This window comes from Arthrobacter dokdonellae (assembly GCF_003268655.1).
Classification (GTDB): Bacteria; Actinomycetota; Actinomycetes; order Actinomycetales; family Micrococcaceae; genus Specibacter; species Specibacter dokdonellae.
On sequence record NZ_CP029642.1, the window covers coordinates 2,066,040 to 2,082,241 of the forward strand.

At 68.8% G+C, this 16,202-nt stretch carries 15 protein-coding genes; all 15 read left to right on the top strand.

What is annotated here, in order from left to right; all coding sequences use genetic code 11:
• The first annotated feature begins 5 nt into the window (after positions 1-5).
• The 15 genes from DMB86_RS09185 to DMB86_RS09255 all read left to right on the top strand — a co-directional run bounded on the left by DMB86_RS09185 (position 6) and on the right by DMB86_RS09255 (position 16,160).
• Positions 6-1,553, top strand: coding sequence for a UDP-N-acetylmuramoyl-tripeptide--D-alanyl-D-alanine ligase (locus DMB86_RS09185; RefSeq protein ID WP_113717498.1), 1,548 nt, complete (start codon positions 6-8; stop codon positions 1,551-1,553).
• The gene (mraY, locus tag DMB86_RS09190; RefSeq protein ID WP_113717499.1) at positions 1,550-2,662 is read left to right on the top strand and encodes a phospho-N-acetylmuramoyl-pentapeptide-transferase; all 1,113 of its coding nucleotides are present in this window, start codon (positions 1,550-1,552) and stop codon (positions 2,660-2,662) included. Before DMB86_RS09185 ends, mraY begins: the two co-directional genes overlap by 4 nt.
• Positions 2,659-4,227, top strand: a complete 1,569-nt coding sequence (gene murD, locus DMB86_RS09195) for a UDP-N-acetylmuramoyl-L-alanine--D-glutamate ligase (RefSeq protein ID WP_227878683.1) — start codon at positions 2,659-2,661, stop codon at positions 4,225-4,227. The genes mraY and murD overlap by 4 nt, the downstream gene beginning before the upstream one ends.
• Positions 4,227-5,567, top strand: coding sequence for a putative lipid II flippase FtsW (gene ftsW, locus DMB86_RS09200; protein WP_113717501.1), 1,341 nt, complete (start codon positions 4,227-4,229; stop codon positions 5,565-5,567). The genes murD and ftsW overlap by 1 nt, the downstream gene beginning before the upstream one ends.
• A complete protein-coding gene (gene murG, locus DMB86_RS09205) occupies positions 5,564-6,673 on the top strand; it encodes an undecaprenyldiphospho-muramoylpentapeptide beta-N-acetylglucosaminyltransferase (RefSeq protein ID WP_113717502.1) in 1,110 nt (369 codons plus the stop codon). The genes ftsW and murG overlap by 4 nt, the downstream gene beginning before the upstream one ends.
• Before the next feature lie 8 nt (positions 6,674-6,681).
• The gene (gene murC / locus DMB86_RS09210; protein ID WP_113719444.1) at positions 6,682-8,166 is read left to right on the top strand and encodes a UDP-N-acetylmuramate--L-alanine ligase; all 1,485 of its coding nucleotides are present in this window, start codon (positions 6,682-6,684) and stop codon (positions 8,164-8,166) included.
• Positions 8,159-9,436, top strand: a complete 1,278-nt coding sequence (locus tag DMB86_RS09215) for a cell division protein FtsQ/DivIB (protein ID WP_227878684.1) — start codon at positions 8,159-8,161, stop codon at positions 9,434-9,436. Before murC ends, DMB86_RS09215 begins: the two co-directional genes overlap by 8 nt.
• A 232-nt stretch (positions 9,437-9,668) precedes the next feature.
• On the top strand, positions 9,669-10,847 hold the full coding sequence (gene ftsZ / locus DMB86_RS09220) for a cell division protein FtsZ (protein ID WP_113717503.1): 1,179 nt from the start codon (positions 9,669-9,671) through the stop codon (positions 10,845-10,847).
• A gap of 52 nt (positions 10,848-10,899) precedes the next feature.
• Positions 10,900-11,655 (top strand): purine nucleoside phosphorylase YfiH/LACC1 family protein, encoded by a 756-nt coding sequence (locus DMB86_RS09225; protein WP_113719446.1) that lies wholly within the window; start codon positions 10,900-10,902, stop codon positions 11,653-11,655.
• A 53-nt stretch (positions 11,656-11,708) separates the two neighbouring features.
• Positions 11,709-12,458, top strand: a complete 750-nt coding sequence (locus tag DMB86_RS09230; protein ID WP_113717504.1) for a YggS family pyridoxal phosphate-dependent enzyme — start codon at positions 11,709-11,711, stop codon at positions 12,456-12,458.
• Positions 12,459-12,548: 90 nt separating this feature from the next.
• Complete coding sequence (locus DMB86_RS09235; protein WP_113717505.1) at positions 12,549-13,070, top strand: cell division protein SepF; 522 nt, start codon at positions 12,549-12,551, stop codon at positions 13,068-13,070.
• 142 nt (positions 13,071-13,212) lie between these two features.
• Complete coding sequence (locus tag DMB86_RS09240) at positions 13,213-13,515, top strand: YggT family protein (protein WP_113719447.1); 303 nt, start codon at positions 13,213-13,215, stop codon at positions 13,513-13,515.
• Positions 13,516-13,661: 146 nt separating this feature from the next.
• The gene (locus tag DMB86_RS09245) at positions 13,662-14,333 is read left to right on the top strand and encodes a DivIVA domain-containing protein (RefSeq protein ID WP_113717506.1); all 672 of its coding nucleotides are present in this window, start codon (positions 13,662-13,664) and stop codon (positions 14,331-14,333) included.
• A gap of 305 nt (positions 14,334-14,638) precedes the next feature.
• Positions 14,639-15,244, top strand: coding sequence for a signal peptidase II (gene lspA / locus DMB86_RS09250; RefSeq protein ID WP_113719448.1), 606 nt, complete (start codon positions 14,639-14,641; stop codon positions 15,242-15,244).
• Positions 15,237-16,160: an RluA family pseudouridine synthase gene (locus DMB86_RS09255; protein WP_113717507.1), complete on the top strand. Its 924-nt coding sequence runs from the start codon at positions 15,237-15,239 to the stop codon at positions 16,158-16,160. The genes lspA and DMB86_RS09255 overlap by 8 nt, the downstream gene beginning before the upstream one ends.
• Positions 16,161-16,202: the final 42 nt, after the last annotated feature.

Consider the following 16,202-nt stretch of genomic DNA (forward strand, 5'->3'; position numbering starts at 1 on the left):
CCGACATGATTGATTTTTCAGCGGCTGACATTGCCGAGCTATGCAACGGGCGGCTTTCCGCGGGCACGGATCCCCTCATCCGCATCGACGTGGCCTTGGCCGTCACCGATTCCCGCGAGGCCGTCGACGGCAGCCTGTACGTGGCCAAGGCGGGCGAACACGCCGACGGACACGATTTCACCGCTTCGGCCTTTGCCGCAGGGGCGGTGCTGGCCCTGGCCGAGCGCGACGTCTCCTCGGCGCAGGACGCGGACGACGCCGAAACGTGGTTTCCGGCGGTTGTCGTCGCCGACGCCGTGCTCGCCATGGGAGTGCTGGCGGCCGAGGTGGTGCGCCGGATCCGGGCGCATTCGCCCCTGACCGTCATCGGCATCACCGGCTCGGCCGGCAAGACCACCACCAAGGACCTCCTGGCCGGCATCTTGGCGCCGCTGGGCGGGACCGTGGCGCCCATGGGCTCATACAACGGCGAGGTCGGCGTGCCCCTGACGGTGTTCAGGGCCGTGGAAACCACGCGCTACCTGGTCATTGAAATGGGGGCCACGAAGATCGGCCAGATCAACTACCTCGCCGGCCTGGTGAATCCGGACATTGGCGTGGTCTTGTGCGTGGGCAGCGCGCACGCGGGCGAATTCGGCTCCATTGACAACATTGCCCAGGCCAAGGGCGAACTCGTCGCGGCACTGCCCTCCGACGGTACCGCCATCTTGAACTTTGACGATTCCCGCGTACGTGCCATGTCAACACGCGCCTCCGCGCGCGTCACCTGGTTCACGAGCGCCGACGCCGGCGTCGGGCACGGCCCCGACGCCGGAGCGGCAGGGGAAGGCGCCGTCCACGCACGCAACGTGCGGACCACGGACGGGCACCCCGAATTCGATCTTTCCTTTCCCGGCGATCCCGGCACCTATCCGGTGAAGAGCCAGCTGCTGGGCCTGCACCACGTCGCGAACCTGCTTGCCGCGGCCGCGGCGGCCCATGCCGCCGGCGCCGTGCCGGCGGACATCGCCGCGTCGCTGACCACGCAGGGCGCCGCCAGCCGCTACCGCATGGAGCGCACGGACCGCGCGGACGGCGTCACTGTCATCAACGACGCCTACAACGCCAACCCCGAATCCATGCGGGCAGCCCTGCGCACCCTTGCCGAGCTGGGCGACGGTGGCAACCGCCGCACCTGGGCCGTGCTGGGGGAGATGCGCGAACTCGGCGACAGCTCCGTCCTGGAACACGACCTTGTCGGCAGGGTGGCCGTGCGGCTGAATATCTCCCGCCTCGTGGTTGTCGGCGCCGCGGCCCGCGCCATGCACGTCGGCGCCGTCATGGAAGGGTCTTGGGGGAAGGAATCGATGTTTGTGCCCGACGCCGAAGCCGCCTTCGCGGTCCTGGAACGCGAGCTTGCGCCCGGCGACGTGGTGCTCGTCAAGTCCTCCAACGGTGCGGGGCTGCGTTTTCTGGGGGACCGGCTGGTGGCCGATCGGATAGCATTACCCACTAGCGACGCCACGGCGGACCCCCCCCAACAGACACCCGGTGAAAGGACCCAGCAGGCATGATTGCATTGCTCATCGGCACCGGCCTGGCCCTGGCGTTCGCCATGGTTGGTACCCCGCTTTTCATTCGCCTCCTGGTGAAAAAGGGCTATGGGCAGATCGTCCGCGACGACGGCCCCACCACCCATCAGATCAAGCGCGGCACGCCCACAATGGGCGGCACGGTGGTGGTCGGCTCCGTGGTGGGCGCCTATTTCCTCACGCATCTGATCCTCTGGCTTCTTAACCCCGATTCCCCCGGCCCTACAGCTTCCGGGCTGCTGATGCTCTTCCTGATGGTGGGGCAGGGCCTGGTGGGGTTCCTGGATGACTTCCTGAAAATTTCCAACCAGCGCAGCATGGGCCTGGACGCCAAAGGCAAGCTGGCCGGGCAGGGCGTCGTGGGCATTGCCTTCGCAGTCATGGCGCTCGGCTTTCCGGACGGCAGCGGCCGGACCCCCGCGAGCACCTTCATCTCCTTTGCCCGTGACATTCCCACCCTGAACCTGGCCTTCGCCGGGGCCGCGCTGGGCGTGGTCCTCTTCGTCATCTGGTCCAACCTGATCATTGCCGGCACCACCAACGGCGTGAATCTCACCGACGGCCTGGACGGCCTCGCCACCGGCGCCGCCATCCTGGTGTTTGGGGCCTACACGCTCATCGGCCTGTGGCAGAGCAGCCAGGGCTGCGGCTCACGCAAGATTCCTTCGGAAACCGTCTGTTACGAGGTCCGCGACCCTCTGGACCTGTCCTTGATCGCCGTCATCATGTTTGCCGCGTTGATCGGCTTCCTGTGGTGGAACACCTCGCCGGCAAAGATCTTCATGGGCGACACCGGTTCGCTGGCGATCGGCGGTGCCATCGCCGGTTTCGCCATCCTTTCGCGCACCGAAATCCTCCTCTTCATCATTGGCGGACTGTTCGTGCTGATCACCTTTTCCGTCATCATCCAGGTCGGCTTCTTCAAGCTCTCCAAGGGCAGGCGAGTGTTCCGGATGGCGCCGCTGCAGCACCACTTTGAGCTCAAGGGCTGGGCCGAGGTGACGGTGGTGGTGCGGTTCTGGATCCTCGCCGGCCTCATGGTGGCCGTGGGCCTGGGTGCCTTTTACGCTGAATGGATAGTTCGACTGTGACAAACACTGCTTCAGGCCCCGTCGCCAACGATGCGGGCCGCCTGGCCGCACTGACCAGCTGGGACGCCGACTGGTCCGGCTTGCGCGTGGTGGTGACCGGCATTTCGAAGACCGGCTTTTCCGCCGCCGATACCCTGGCCGAGCTCGGCGCGCGCGTGGTCGTGGTGGCGGCCTCGGACGACGACGAGTCCCGCCGCGCCGCCGAGACCCTGAAGATCGTGGGGGTCCAGGAAGTCATCCTGGGCCAGCCAGCCTCCACGCTCCTGCCCCTGGTGGGCGGGGAGCCGGCCGAGCTGGTGATCACCAGCCCCGGCTACAAGCCCACCCACCCGCTGCTGGCCGCCGCGGCCCAGGCTGGAATCCCGATCTGGGGCGACGTCGAGCTGGCCTGGCGCGTGCGCACCCGCGAGGGCCGCAGGACGGCGGAATGGATCACCATCACCGGCACCAACGGCAAGACCACCACCACCTCCATGGTGGAGCTCATGCTCCAGGCCGCCGGCCTGCGCGCCATTGCGGCCGGCAACATCGGCACGCCCATCCTCGATGCCGTGCGTGATCCGGAAGGCTATGACGCGCTGGCCGTGGAACTCTCCAGCTTCCAGCTGCACTGGACCCAATCCCTGGAACCGGTGGCCAGCGTGTGCCTGAACCTAGCCGAGGACCATGTTGACTGGCACGGCAGCTTCGAGGCGTACGCGGCAGACAAGGCCAAGGTCTACGCCAACACCAAGGTCGCCTGCGTCTACAATGCCGAGCAGATTGAGACCGAACACATGGTTGAGGAGGCTGAGGTCCGCGCAGGCTGCCGGGCGGTCGGCTTCACCACGGGCATGCCGGCCATCAGCATGGTTGGAGTGGTCGAGGGGCTGATCGTGGACCGCGCGTTCATCGCCGAACGCAAGGACTCCGCCGTCGAGCTCGCCCAGGTCAGCGACCTGGCGGACCTGGTGCCCCGGCACCTGGTGGCCAACGCGGCGGCCGCCGCGGCCCTGGCAAGGGCCTACGGACTCACGCCGGAGAACGTGCGCGACGGCCTGGTGGCCTATGAGGCGGGCGAGCACCGCATCCAGCCTGTGGCCAAGGCCGACGGCGTGCTGTGGGTCAACGACTCCAAGGCCACCAACCCGCATGCGGCCTCCGCCTCACTTTCCGCCTTTCAGCCTGTCATCTGGATTGCCGGGGGGCTGTCCAAGGGGGTCGAGTACGACGAGCTTGTCGCCGCCCATGCCGGCCGCCTGAAGGCTGTGGTCCTGATCGGGGAGGACAGCAGCGCGCTGGCCGGCGCATTGGCCCGACACGCCCCGGATGTGCCGGTCATTGAGCCCGGCAGGGCCCAAACTGGCAAGGAAGGGATGGTGGAAACACCCATCTTTGGCGACGCCGTCATGGCGCAGGCTGTTGCCGCCGCCGCCGGACTGGCCGCGGACGGAGACACCGTGCTCATGGCTCCGGCGTCCGCCTCCATGGACCAGTTTTCTTCCTACGCCCACCGCGGCCAGGCGTTCATCGACGCCGTCCGTGAGCTGCTGGAACAACGGGCGAGGGCCAACAAGGAGTCATAATGGCCAGAACGCCGGCACAACCTGGGACCTCCGCAAGGGGTCATGCCCCCGAGAAGCTGAAGGCCGCCGAGGGCCGCGACGCGGCAAGCTCCGCCGAGGTGCGAACGACAGCCGAGGCGCGAAAGACGGCTGCCACTGCGGGCACCGCAGAAACCCCCGCCCGCCGGGGCCCCCTGCACACGCTGCGGGACCGCCTGAATGACGTGGCCGGTCGCCCCAGCGCGCCCTACTACTGGATCATCGGCACCACGGTGGCGCTGACCTGCATCGGCCTGATGACGGTGCTCTCGGCCTCCGCCGCCGAATCCATCTCCGCGGGCGAGGACCCGTACTCGCTCTTCGTCAAGGAGAGCATCTTTGCCGTAGCCGGCATGCTGCTGATGATGGTCCTTTCCTTCGTTCCGCCGCCGGGCCTGAAAAAAATCGCCTGGCCGGTCCTGGGCCTGGCCGTCGTGCTGCTCCTGGCCGTCTTCACCCCGCTGGGCAAGACGGTGGGCGGAAACAGGAACTGGATCAACCTGGGTGACACGCTGAGCTTCCAGCCCTCCGAGGCCGCCAAGCTGGCCCTGGCCCTGTGGATGGGCATGGTCCTGGCCCGCAAGGGTGACCTGGTCCGGGAGTGGCGCCACACCGTGATGCCCGTGGTTCCCGCCGGAATTGTCGTGGTGGGCCTGATCCTGGGCGGGCACGACCTCGGCACCGCCGTGATCACCATGTCCATCATCGGCGCCGGCCTCTACTTTGGCGGCGGCAGCAAGCGTGTGCTGCTGGCGGCCCTCGGGCTCGGCGTCGGGGTGGCCGCGCTGATGGCCGTGTTCAGCGGCAACAGGACCGCCCGGCTTTCGGGCTTCTTCGGCAACTGCGACAACGGCCAGGGCCTGTGTGACCAGGCCCAGAACGGGCTCTACGCCCTGGCCTCCGGACGATGGTTTGGCGTGGGCCTGGGGCAGAGCCGGCAAAAGTGGAGCTGGATCCCGGAGGCCCACAACGACTTCATCTTCGCCATCCTGGGGGAGGAACTGGGCCTGATCGGCACGCTGGCCATCATCGTCCTCTACGCCATCTTGGCCTTCGCCATCTTCCGGGTCATCATGAAGCGCAACGACACCTTCGCCCGCGTGGTCTGCGGATCCGTGCTGGCCTGGATCATCGGCCAGGCCTTTGTGAACATCGCCATGGTGGCCGGCCTCCTTCCCGTGATCGGCGTGCCGCTGCCCCTGATTTCCTACGGCGGCAGCGCGCTGGTGATGACGCTCGCCGCCCTGGGGGTTGTCCTCTCCTTTGCCCGCTCCGCCCCGCAACCCCGCGCCGCCGCAGAAGGCGCCCTGAAAGAACCATGACAGCAACGTACCCCTCCGCTCTTTCCGTGGTCCTGGCCGGCGGCGGTTCCGCAGGTCATGTCAGCCCGCTGCTGGCCATCGCCGCCGCCGTCCGCGACCGCGTGCCCGGCGCCGCGATCCTGGCCGTGGGCACCGCCGACGGCCTCGAGGCCCGGCTGGTCCCCGCAGCCGGCCACGAGCTGGCCGTCATCGACCGGATCCCCATGCCGCGCAGGCCCTCCCCGGACCTCCTGAAACTCCCGGGGCGCATGCGCCGGGCCGTCGCCCGGTCCAAGGAGATCCTGCGCACCGCCGACGCCGACGTCTTGGTCGGGGTGGGCGGCTACGTGTGCACGCCGATGTATCTGGCGGCGAGGTCACTCGGCGTGCCAATCGTCATCCACGAGGCCAACACCAAGGCCGGGCTCGCCAACAAGGTGGGGGCCCGCTACACCACACGCGTCGGGACCGCCTTTGCCGCCACACGGATCCGCAATGGCAGCGTGGTGGGCATGCCCATGCGCTCCGCGGTGGCGGGCCTGGACCGCGCGGCCGCGCAGGCGCCGGCCCGTGCCCGGCTGGGCCTGGAGCCCGAGCTGCCCACGGTGGTTGTCACCGGCGGCTCGCTCGGCGCGCTGCGCCTGAACCAGGCAGTGGCCGGGGCCGCCCCGGCACTGGGTGCCGCCGGCATCCAGGTGCTGCACATCACCGGCAACGGCAAGCAGGTCTCCGGGAACGACGGCGGCCCGCTCACCGCGCCGCTGTACCGCCAGGTGGAGTATGTGGACGCCATGGAGGACGCCTACGCCGCGGCCGACGTCCTGCTGTGCCGCTCCGGTGCCGGGACGGTGTCCGAGGTCGCCGCCGTCGGGCTTCCCGCAGTCTTTGTGCCGCTGCCGGTGGGCAACGGCGAACAGGCGCGCAACGCGGCGGAACTGGTGGCGGCCGACGCCGCCCTGCTGGTGCCGGATTCCCAGTTTGATGCGGCCTGGATTGAAAACAACGTCATCCCGCTGTGCCGGGACTCCGACCGGCTGGCCGCGATGGCAGCGCGCGCGGCCGGGCTCGGGATCCGCGACGCGGCGGGCCGCATGGCGGACATGGTCCTTGAGGCGGCAGGAAAGTGAGCGGCAAAATGGCGGCAAACAGCGGAGCGCAGGGGGGGCCCTACACGGCGCCGTCCCTGAACGAGCTGGGCCGCGTCCACTTCATCGGCATGGGCGGGGCCGGGATGTCCGCCATTGCGCGCATCATGCTCGGGCAGGGCGTGCCGGTGAGCGGCTCGGACGCCAAGGCCTCCGCCGGCCTCATGGAACTGTCGGCGCTCGGTGCAGTGGTGCACCTGGGCCATGACCGGGCCAACGTTGCCGCCGTGGACACCGTGGTGGTTTCCACTGCCATCCGCGACGACAATCCCGAACTGCTGGCCGCGACGGACTGGGGACTGCGCGTGCTGCACCGCTCCCAGGCGCTGGCCGCGGCCATGGCGGGGGACCGCGTGGTGGCCGTGGCCGGCACGCACGGCAAGACGACCACCACGTCGATGATCACCGTCATGCTCCGCGGTGCGGGCGTGGACGCGTCCTTTGCCGTGGGCGGGACCGTGCAGGGGCTGGGCGTCAACGCCGCACACGGCACCGCGGATGTCTTTGTTGCCGAGGCGGACGAATCGGATGCCTCCTTCCTGAACTACCGGCCCCGCATCGCCGTGGTCACCAACCTGGAGGCGGACCACCTGGACCACTACGGCACGCCGGAGGCGGTCTTTGCAGCCTTTGAAGCGTTCACCGCACTGCTGCCGGAGGACGGCGTGCTGGTGGCCTGTGCGGACGACGCCGGATCGGCCCGCCTCGCCCGGCTGGCCGCGGAGTCGGGCACGCGCACCGTCACCTACGGTTTTTCCGCCTCCGCCGACCTCCGCGTCGCGGCCGGCTCCGGCCACGGACTGGACACGGACACCACGCTGGCCGTCCCGGCAACCCTGCTCGGGGACGGTGCAGCCGGCCTGTCCGTGCCCCTGCACCTTCAGGTGCCGGGTGCGCACAACATCAGCAACGCGGCCGCTGCGGTTGCCGTGGCCCTGGCCCTGGGCGTCGACGTCCATGACGCCACGGCGGCCCTTGCCACGTTCAGCGGTGCCGCACGCCGGTTCGAAGCCAAGGGGGAGGGCCGCGGCGTGCGGGTCTTTGACGACTATGCCCACCACCCCACGGAGGTCACGGCGGCGCTGACGGCGGCACGTACCGTGGCCGCCGGCCACAAGGTGCACGTGCTCTTCCAGCCCCACCTGTTTTCCCGCACCCAGGCGTTCGCCGCCGAGTTTGCCCGCGCGCTGGACCTGGCCGACACCGTGGCCGTGCTGGACATCTACCCCGCCCGCGAGGACCCGATCCCGGGCGTCACGAGTCGGCTGGTCACCGATGCCCTGTCGGTCCCGCCGGGTTACGCTCCGGACCCGGCGGCCGCCGTGGCGGCGCTGGCCGACGCCGCGCAGGCGGGCGACATCATCCTCACCGTCGGCGCCGGCGACGTGACCGGCTACGGCCCGGCCCTGGTCGCGGCCCTCAACGCGCCGTCCGGCAGTGAATCGGCCAGCACCCCGGGGGGTCCCCGTGGCTGAGCCAAGGCGCCCGCGCATTATCAGCACGCGTCCCACCGCAACCCCGGCTGCGCAACAGGGCGGGCCCGGCAGGAACCTGCCGCACCAGGAATTTCCCGGGGACGACGCGGCGAAGGCCGGCTCCGGCGCCCCCGCGCCCAAGGCCCGGGCGACCAACGCCAAGGTGTCCGTCGCGCCGGTGCCCGACGAGGACTCCGTCGCCACGGACCGGACATCCGGGGCGGCGTCGGGGGGCCCCGAGGCCTCCCGACCCGACGGCCGTGCCACGGTGGCTGCGAAACGGGCTGGCGCCAGGCATTCCGGGACCGGACGGGACCACCCGCCGTCCGGCGCGCAGCAGCCCGGTGACCCACGCGCCGGCGACCGGAAGACCGGCGCCCGGCGCGCGGGATCCGACGAGGCCGATGCGCGGGGCACCAGGTACAGCCTGTGGCCACGCTTCGGGCGGGGATCCCAACGGGCAGCCGCGCCCCGCACCGCCGGCAACGCGACCGCCGCGCCGGGCACCGCCGGGGGAGAGGGCGGAGCCCGGGTGCTGGCGTTTCCCGAGCCGGCGCACAAGCGGAGGCGCAGGCGCGTTTGGCTGGGCGCGGCGGGGATCGCCGCCGTCCTGGCCGTGGTCATGGCGCTGGCACTGTTTTCGCCGGCCCTGGCCGTCAAGAAGGTCACCTTCGACGGGGGCAGGCTGATCGCGGACAAGACGCTGCAGGCGGCGGTTGCGCCGCTGATCGGGCGTCCGCTGCCGCAGGTGACGCAGGGCGACGTGGATGCGCTGCTGGCCAAGGTGCCCCAAATCAAGCGTTCGAGCATTGAGGCGCGTCCGCCGTCCACGCTTCTGGTGCACGTGGTGGAGCGTGTTCCCGTGGCGCTGCTGAAGGTCGGCCCGGCCTGGATCCAGGTGGACCAGGACGGCGTGCCGCTGGGCAAGGTCGCGGACCAGTCGAAGGTTTCGTTGCCCCTGATTAACGGGGGGACGGCCGCTGTCGGCACGGCCACCTTCCGGGCCATCACTGCGGTGCTTGCCACGCTGCCGAAGTCTGTCCTGGGCAAGCTGGCGAGTGCCTCGGCAAAGTCGCCGGACGCCGTCGAACTGCAAATGGTTGATGGCAAGACGGTGGTCTGGGGCAATGCTTCCGACATGGAGCTGAAGGCCCAGGTCCTGGACGCCCTGGTCAACGCACCGGCGCCGGTGCCGACAGACGGGGCACCCCCGCCCCCGCCGGTCAAGGTGTACGACGTCAGCGCGCCCCGCCATCCTGTGACACGCTAGGGGTGCGCAAAAAGACGCCGGGCCGCTTTTTTGTCGCGGATTCACGCGACACGCGGCGGCGGTTATTGCATGCGGGCGTGATGCACCATAGCGTCACTGACAAGAGTTAGTTGACATAACTATAACCTTCAAGTTGAAGGTTAAGCTACGTAGTTTCAAGTACCGCTTGAAGCTGCAAGGCCCAGCAGCAACCAAAGAACTTCAAGCAAGATACGAACAAGGGACACTTAACGTGGCAGCACCCCAGAATTACTTGGCCGTCATCAAGGTCGTCGGCATCGGCGGCGGCGGCGTAAACGCAGTGAACCGCATGATTGACGTGGGCTTGCGCGGCGTTGAGTTCATTGCCATCAACACCGACGCCCAGGCGCTGTTGATGAGTGACGCGGACGTCAAGCTCGACGTCGGGCGCGAACTGACCCGCGGGCTCGGAGCCGGTGCCAACCCCGACGTCGGACGGCAGGCGGCGGAGGACCACCAGGAGGAAATCGAAGAGGTGCTCCGCGGCGCGGACATGGTCTTCGTCACGGCCGGCGAGGGCGGTGGCACCGGCACCGGCGGCGCGCCCGTCGTGGCACGGATCGCCCGTTCACTCGGCGCCCTGACCATCGGCGTGGTCACGCGCCCGTTCACCTTTGAGGGCCGTCGCCGCGCCACGAGTGCCGAGAACGGCATCGAGGCCCTGCGCGACGAGGTCGACACCCTCATTGTGATCCCCAACGACCGCCTGCTCTCCATCAGTGACCGCAACGTCTCCGTCCTTGACGCGTTCCGCTCGGCCGATCAGGTCCTGCTCTCGGGTGTCCAGGGCATCACGGACCTGATCACCACGCCCGGCCTGATCAACCTCGACTTCGCCGACGTCAAGTCCGTCATGCAGGGTGCCGGCTCGGCCCTCATGGGCATTGGTTCGGCCCGCGGCGAGGACCGTGCCGTCAAGGCCGCCGAACTCGCCATCGCCTCACCGCTGCTGGAAGCCTCCATTGACGGCGCCCACGGCGTGCTGCTCTCCATCCAGGGCGGTTCCGACCTGGGCCTGTTCGAGATCAACGAGGCAGCCCGCCTGGTCCAGGAAGTGGCCCACCCCGAAGCCAACATCATCTTCGGCGCCGTCATTGACGACGCCCTGGGCGACGAGGCCCGCGTCACGGTCATCGCCGCAGGCTTTGACTCCCCGGACAGCGTCACGGACGTACCCGAGAAGGCCGCGGCCGCGCAGGCCGCGCCGCCGGTGCCCGCCACGGTTCCCTCCACCGGCGCCTCGGTGACAAACCTGAACCAGTGGGGCCAGCAGTCCGCGGCGCACGTGCCGGCAGACGGCGGCTTTGACGTGGAGCTGCCGGCGATCGTTGAGCCCGACCTCACGGGCCACCGTTCCGACGACCTCGACGTGCCGGACTTCCTGAAGTAGTCGCGCCCGTTGACAGCGCAGCGCCAGGCTGCGCGGGGAGGCCGGGTTGCCCGTGCTGTGGTTCTCTGAAGAAGTCCGTCCCGGATTGTGGGTCGGGTTCACGGATGCCGCGGCCGGCAACCTGGCCTTTCACGTTGGCGACGCTCCTGCGCGGGTTTCCGCGAACAGGGCGGCCGTCGACGCCCGTGTGACCGGAATGGCCGGCGCCTCCTCCGGACTCCACCTGCAATACATGGACCAGGTCCACGGAAGGGACGTGGCCGAGGTGCGTGTGCCGGCCCCCGCTCCGGCCTCCGGAACCCTGCCCGCCGGGCCGACGGCGGATGCTATGGTCTCGCGTTCGGCCAGCCTGGCCGTGATGGTCGCCGATTGCGTGCCCGTGGTCTTTGCCGGTGCGGACGCCGACGGTGCGCCCGTGCTCGGCGTCGCCCACGCGGGCCGGCCCGGCGTGGAAAAGGGCGTCATTGCCGCCACAGTTTCCGGGCTCCGGACTGCCGGTGCGGTGACCCTTCAGGCGTGGATCGGCCCCAGCGTGTGCGGACGCTGCTACGAGGTGCCGGTGGAGATGCGGGCAGCGGTTTCCGCCGTCGAGCCGGCAGCGCGCTCCACGACGTCCTGGGGCACGCCCGCGCTGGACCTGCCTGCCGCCGTCGCAGCCCGCCTTGACGGCCTGGGCGTGCGCGCACGGAACGTGGGCGTGTGCACCCTCGAACACGACTCGTTTTTCTCCCACCGGCGCTCCGTACGCGACGGCGCCGCCGAAGGGCGCTTCGTCGGGTTCGCCGCCCTTGCCTCCGGCCCGGACTGAGCGCCGTGCCCCGACGTTTTCCGGCAGTTTTCCACAGCGAAGGTACCCCACGCATGAACACCCTGGACGACCGCACCTCCCAGCTCGCGGACAACCTCGCTTCCGTTAACGCACGGATCCGCCGCGCTGCCGACGCCGCCGACCGCGCGGATGTCCCGGCACTGATCGTCGTGACGAAATTCCACCCCGCCGCCGACGTCACGCTCCTGCGCGGCCTGGGCGTGGCGGACGTGGGGGAGAACCGCGACCAGGAGGCGGCGGCCAAGGCGGCTGCCGTCGCCGACCCTGCGCTGCGCTGGCACTTCATCGGGCAGCTGCAGGGCAACAAGGCCAAATCGGTGGTGCAATACGCCCATTCCGTGCACTCGGTGGACAGGGCGTCGCTCGTGGCGGCACTGGGCCGGGCCGTGGCGGTCCAGCAGGACCGCGACGGGCGCGCGCCACTTGAATGCTTCATCCAGGTCGATCTCTCCCAGTCCGGCCGCAGTGGCGGGGAGCGGGGGGCCGGCCCGAGGGGCCGGGGAGGGGCGGCGCCGTCGGACGTCCCGGCCCTCGCGGACGCGGTGGCGGACACCCCGGGGCTCTCGCTGGCCGGCGTCATGGCCGTGGCGCCGCTGGGCGTGGACCCCGCAGCGGCCTTTGCCCTGCTGGCCCGGGTTTCCGCGGCCGTGGTGGCCCAACACCCCGGCGCGGCGGCCATCTCCGCCGGCATGAGCCAGGACCTGGAACAGGCCATTGCCGCCGGGGCGACACACCTGCGTGTCGGTTCCGATATACTCGGCCCCCGCCCTGCCGTGCGGTAGCGTTTTAGGTGTTGGCGACAACAGGAATGTTAGAGCCGGTCCACCGCACCATGCTTAAAGGGCAGAATGCTTAACTAACGAGGAGCTACCATGGCTGGCGCTCTGCGCAAGACAATGATCTATCTTGGGCTCGCCGACGGTGACGAGCACTACGAGGCCGAGCAGGCCCCCTCCATACCCAAGGGTGAGGACCCCGCTGCGGACCTCGAACGGGAGCCGGCTCCGGCACCCGTGGCCCAACCCGCGGCCCCCAAGGCGGGCGACGACGAATACCGGGCACCGGTGACCCCCATCAAGCGTGCCGCATCAAATCGGGAAGAGGCTGCAAGCTTGCGTCAAATTACCACTGTCCACCCGCGCTCCTACAATGACGCCAAGATCATCGGGGAGAGCTTCCGTGACGGCATCCCCGTCATCATGAATGTCACCGACATGGGTGAAGCCGATGCGAAGCGGCTGGTTGACTTTTCCGCCGGCCTGGTCTTCGGCCTGCGCGGTTCGATCGAACGTGTCACCAACAAGGTGTTCCTGCTCTCGCCGTCCTACATCGAGGTCTTGGGCGATGACAAGAAGATCTCCGACACCCAGGCCAGCTTCTTCAACCAGAGCTGACAGGCGTCCACGCCAGCCATAACGCATTGCCCGGACACCTGGTGTCCGGGCAATGCGTTATATACGGTAACTGTGGAAACGGGTACGCTTAATTGGTTTCAGTTCCACTTTCATCCGCTCCCAAGGGAATGTGTTCACGCGCGTGTCAAATCCATTAAGCCTCGTTTTTGGGCTGCTTTACCTGCTGCTGCTGCTGTACTTCCTCACGCTCCTGGTCCGGCTGGTATTTGACTGGATCCAGGTCTTTGCGCGTGAGTGGCGTCCCCGCGGGGCCGCGCTGGTGGGAGCCTCCTTCATCTACCGGTTGACGGACCCGCCCCTCCGTACGCTGCGGCGCCTGATTCCTCCGCTGCGCATCGGCAGCGTTGCCCTGGACATCGGCTTCCTGCTGCTGCTGGTGGCGGTCGGCATTGCGATGAGCGTTACAAGGAGTTTGGCGGTTTAACGCCGCGGCGTTAGTTTTCAACGCCAAAAGGCTATATTGTAAAAACCGAGACAGCCTAAGTGCGGATCACATGATTTGCATTAGGCACCGCAGTTTGAACGGCTTCGGCCGGATTCGAAATTTACTTAGACCAACGAGGTGACTAGATGGCGCTCACGCCAGAAGACGTTGTCAACAAGCGGTTCCAGCCGACCAAGTTCCGTGAAGGCTACGACCAGGACGAAGTTGACGACTTTCTTGACGAGATAGTTGTGGAACTGCGCCGCCTTCATCAGGAAAATGATGACCTGCGCAAGCAGCTTGCTGACGGCGGGACGGGCGCAAAGGCTGCCCCGGCCGCAGCGGCGCCGCTGGCGGCCAAGGCTCCCGACGTGGCGGAGTCCGTTCCGGCTGCCCCGGCCGAACCGGCCGCCCCCGAGCCGGTGGTTGAGGCAGCGCCCGTCGTGGAGTCCAAACCCGCCGCCGCCCCCGCGGGCGCCACGAGCAGTGTCGAATCCGCCGCCGGCGTCCTGGCCATGGCACAGAAGCTGCACGACGAGTACGTCAACGCGGGCGTCGAGCAGCGGGACAAGATCATTGCCGAGGCACAGATCGAAGCCAGCTCGCTCGTCAACGATGCGCAGGAAAAGAGCCGGAAGACCCTCGGCGCCCTCGAGCAGCAGCGCTCCGTCCTGGAACGCAAGGTCGAACAGCTCCGCGGCTTTGAGCGCGACTACCGCTCACGCCTGAAGACCTACATCGAAGGCCAGCTCCGCGACCTCGATGCCCGCGGCTCCGTTGCCTCCCCAGACTTCGCCGAAGGCAACTCGGAGTCCTAGGGACTCCTGCAGTCACACGAACCCAGGCCGCGAGGCCGGGCAACCGCCAAGCCGGCGGTGCGGGAATCCCCGCACCGCCGGCTTGGCGCCGTTAACAACGCCGGCACCCGCCCCGTATGCGGCCGGCCGCAAAGCCCGTGCCGCGCCCGGCCGCATGGACACCTATGATGGTGGTGTGCCCCGCCGGGGACCGCACAACCCTCCGGCATCAGCGACCACCGGTGTCGGTTGACACCAGCGACAATGAAAGAACCATGAGCGACGACTCCCCGCAGGAACCTGCCACCAACCCCCACCAGAGAGACATGCCCGCCGCACCGGCCGCCGGGGCGGGGGGCGGCACCCAAGCCCGCACCCGGCGTCGTGCCTTCCTTCTGGTCTGGGTGGGATTCGCGGCGCTGGCCTACGTGTGCGACCAGCTCACCAAGCTGTGGGTGACCGGCACCATGGTGGAAGGCCAGCGCACACCGGTCATCCCCGGCATCCTGCAGTGGTATTACATCCGCAACTCCGGCGCGGCGTTCTCCATCGGCGAGGGATTCACCTGGTTCTTTACGCTGGTCATGGCCGCGGTTGCGGTGTTCATCATTGTCCTCTCCCGCCGCATCGGATCGTTCTGGTGGGCCCTGGGCCTGGGACTGCTGCTGGGCGGCGCTCTGGGCAACCTGACCGACCGGCTCTTCCGCGAGCCGTCGTTTGGCATGGGCCACGTGGTGGATTTCATCTCCTTCCCGCACTTTGCCATCTTCAACATGGCGGACATGGCCGTGGTGGGGGGCGTCATCACCGTCTGCCTGCTGACACTTCTGGGGATCCCGCTGGCCGGCCGGCGCGCCCGTGCCGCGGAAACAGCGGGTGCCGGCCCGGACGCGGGTCCCGCGGGGGAGGCGGGGGATTCCGCCCATGACTGAGACGTTCACGGTCCCTGTGGAGGCGGCCGGCCGCCGCGTCGACGCCGCCCTGGCCGAGCTGCTGGGCATCTCCCGGTCGGTGGCGGCGCTGCTGTGCTCCGAGGGCAACGTGCTCCAGGACGGCGCCGCCGTGGGGAAGTCGGAGAAGTTCCGGGCCGGCGCCAGCATCCAGGTGACCATCCCCGAACGGCGCGACCCGCTCGCCGTCGTCGTCGAGCCCGTCGACGGACTGGAAATACTGCTCGACGACGAGGAGTTCGTTGTCGTGGACAAGCCGGTGGGCGTCGCCGCGCACCCGTCGCCCGGCTGGGTGGGTCCCACCGTGGTGGGAGGCCTCGCCGCGGCCGGCTACCGCATTTCCACGTCCGGGGCGCAGGAACGGGCCGGAATTGTCCACCGCCTGGACGTGGGGACATCCGGGGCCATGGTGGTGGCCAAGACGGAACATGCGTACACCGTACTGAAGCAGGCCTTCCGCGACCGCACCGTGGACAAGGTCTACCATGCCGTGGTCCAGGGGCTTCCCGATCCGCTTCAGGGCACCATTGACGCGCCGATCGGCCGCCACCCGGGACACGACTGGCGGTTCGCCGTTATCGAGGACGGGCGCGCCTCCGTCACCCACTACGAAGTTCTGGAGGCGTTTGGGAAGGCGACCCTCGTGGAGGTCCATCTGGAAACCGGACGCACCCATCAGATCCGCGTGCACTTCTCGGCCCTGCGCCATCCCTGTGCAGGCGACCTTACCTATGGCGCAGACCCAAAGCTCGCGGCCGAGCTGGGCCTGACCAGGCAGTGGCTGCACGCCCACAAGCTCGGCTTCACGCATCCGTCCACGGGAAAGCCGGTGGCCGTCACCAGCCCGTATCCGCAGGACCTTGACTACGCCTTGAAGGCGCTGCGCGGCGAGCCCTGACCGACGCTGGCGCGGTTGCTGGTAGGAGGCGCCGCGGCATGC

Bases quoted from the DNA above. Each gene is read 5' to 3' on its own strand.
- lspA (WP_113719448.1), top strand. From the start codon at position 14,639: ATGCCCGCCGCACCGGCCGCCGGGGCGGGGGGCGGCACCCAAGCCCGC.
- DMB86_RS09255 (WP_113717507.1), top strand. From the start codon at position 15,237: ATGACTGAGACGTTCACGGTCCCTGTGGAGGCGGCCGGCCGCCGCGTC.
- DMB86_RS09245 (WP_113717506.1), top strand. From the start codon at position 13,662: ATGGCGCTCACGCCAGAAGACGTTGTCAACAAGCGGTTCCAGCCGACC.
- mraY (WP_113717499.1), top strand. From the start codon at position 1,550: ATGATTGCATTGCTCATCGGCACCGGCCTGGCCCTGGCGTTCGCCATG.
- murG (WP_113717502.1), top strand. From the start codon at position 5,564: ATGACAGCAACGTACCCCTCCGCTCTTTCCGTGGTCCTGGCCGGCGGC.
- DMB86_RS09185 (WP_113717498.1), top strand. From the start codon at position 6: ATGATTGATTTTTCAGCGGCTGACATTGCCGAGCTATGCAACGGGCGG.
- murC (WP_113719444.1), top strand. From the start codon at position 6,682: ATGGCGGCAAACAGCGGAGCGCAGGGGGGGCCCTACACGGCGCCGTCC.
- DMB86_RS09230 (WP_113717504.1), top strand. From the start codon at position 11,709: ATGAACACCCTGGACGACCGCACCTCCCAGCTCGCGGACAACCTCGCT.
- DMB86_RS09235 (WP_113717505.1), top strand. From the start codon at position 12,549: ATGGCTGGCGCTCTGCGCAAGACAATGATCTATCTTGGGCTCGCCGAC.
- ftsW (WP_113717501.1), top strand. From the start codon at position 4,227: ATGGCCAGAACGCCGGCACAACCTGGGACCTCCGCAAGGGGTCATGCC.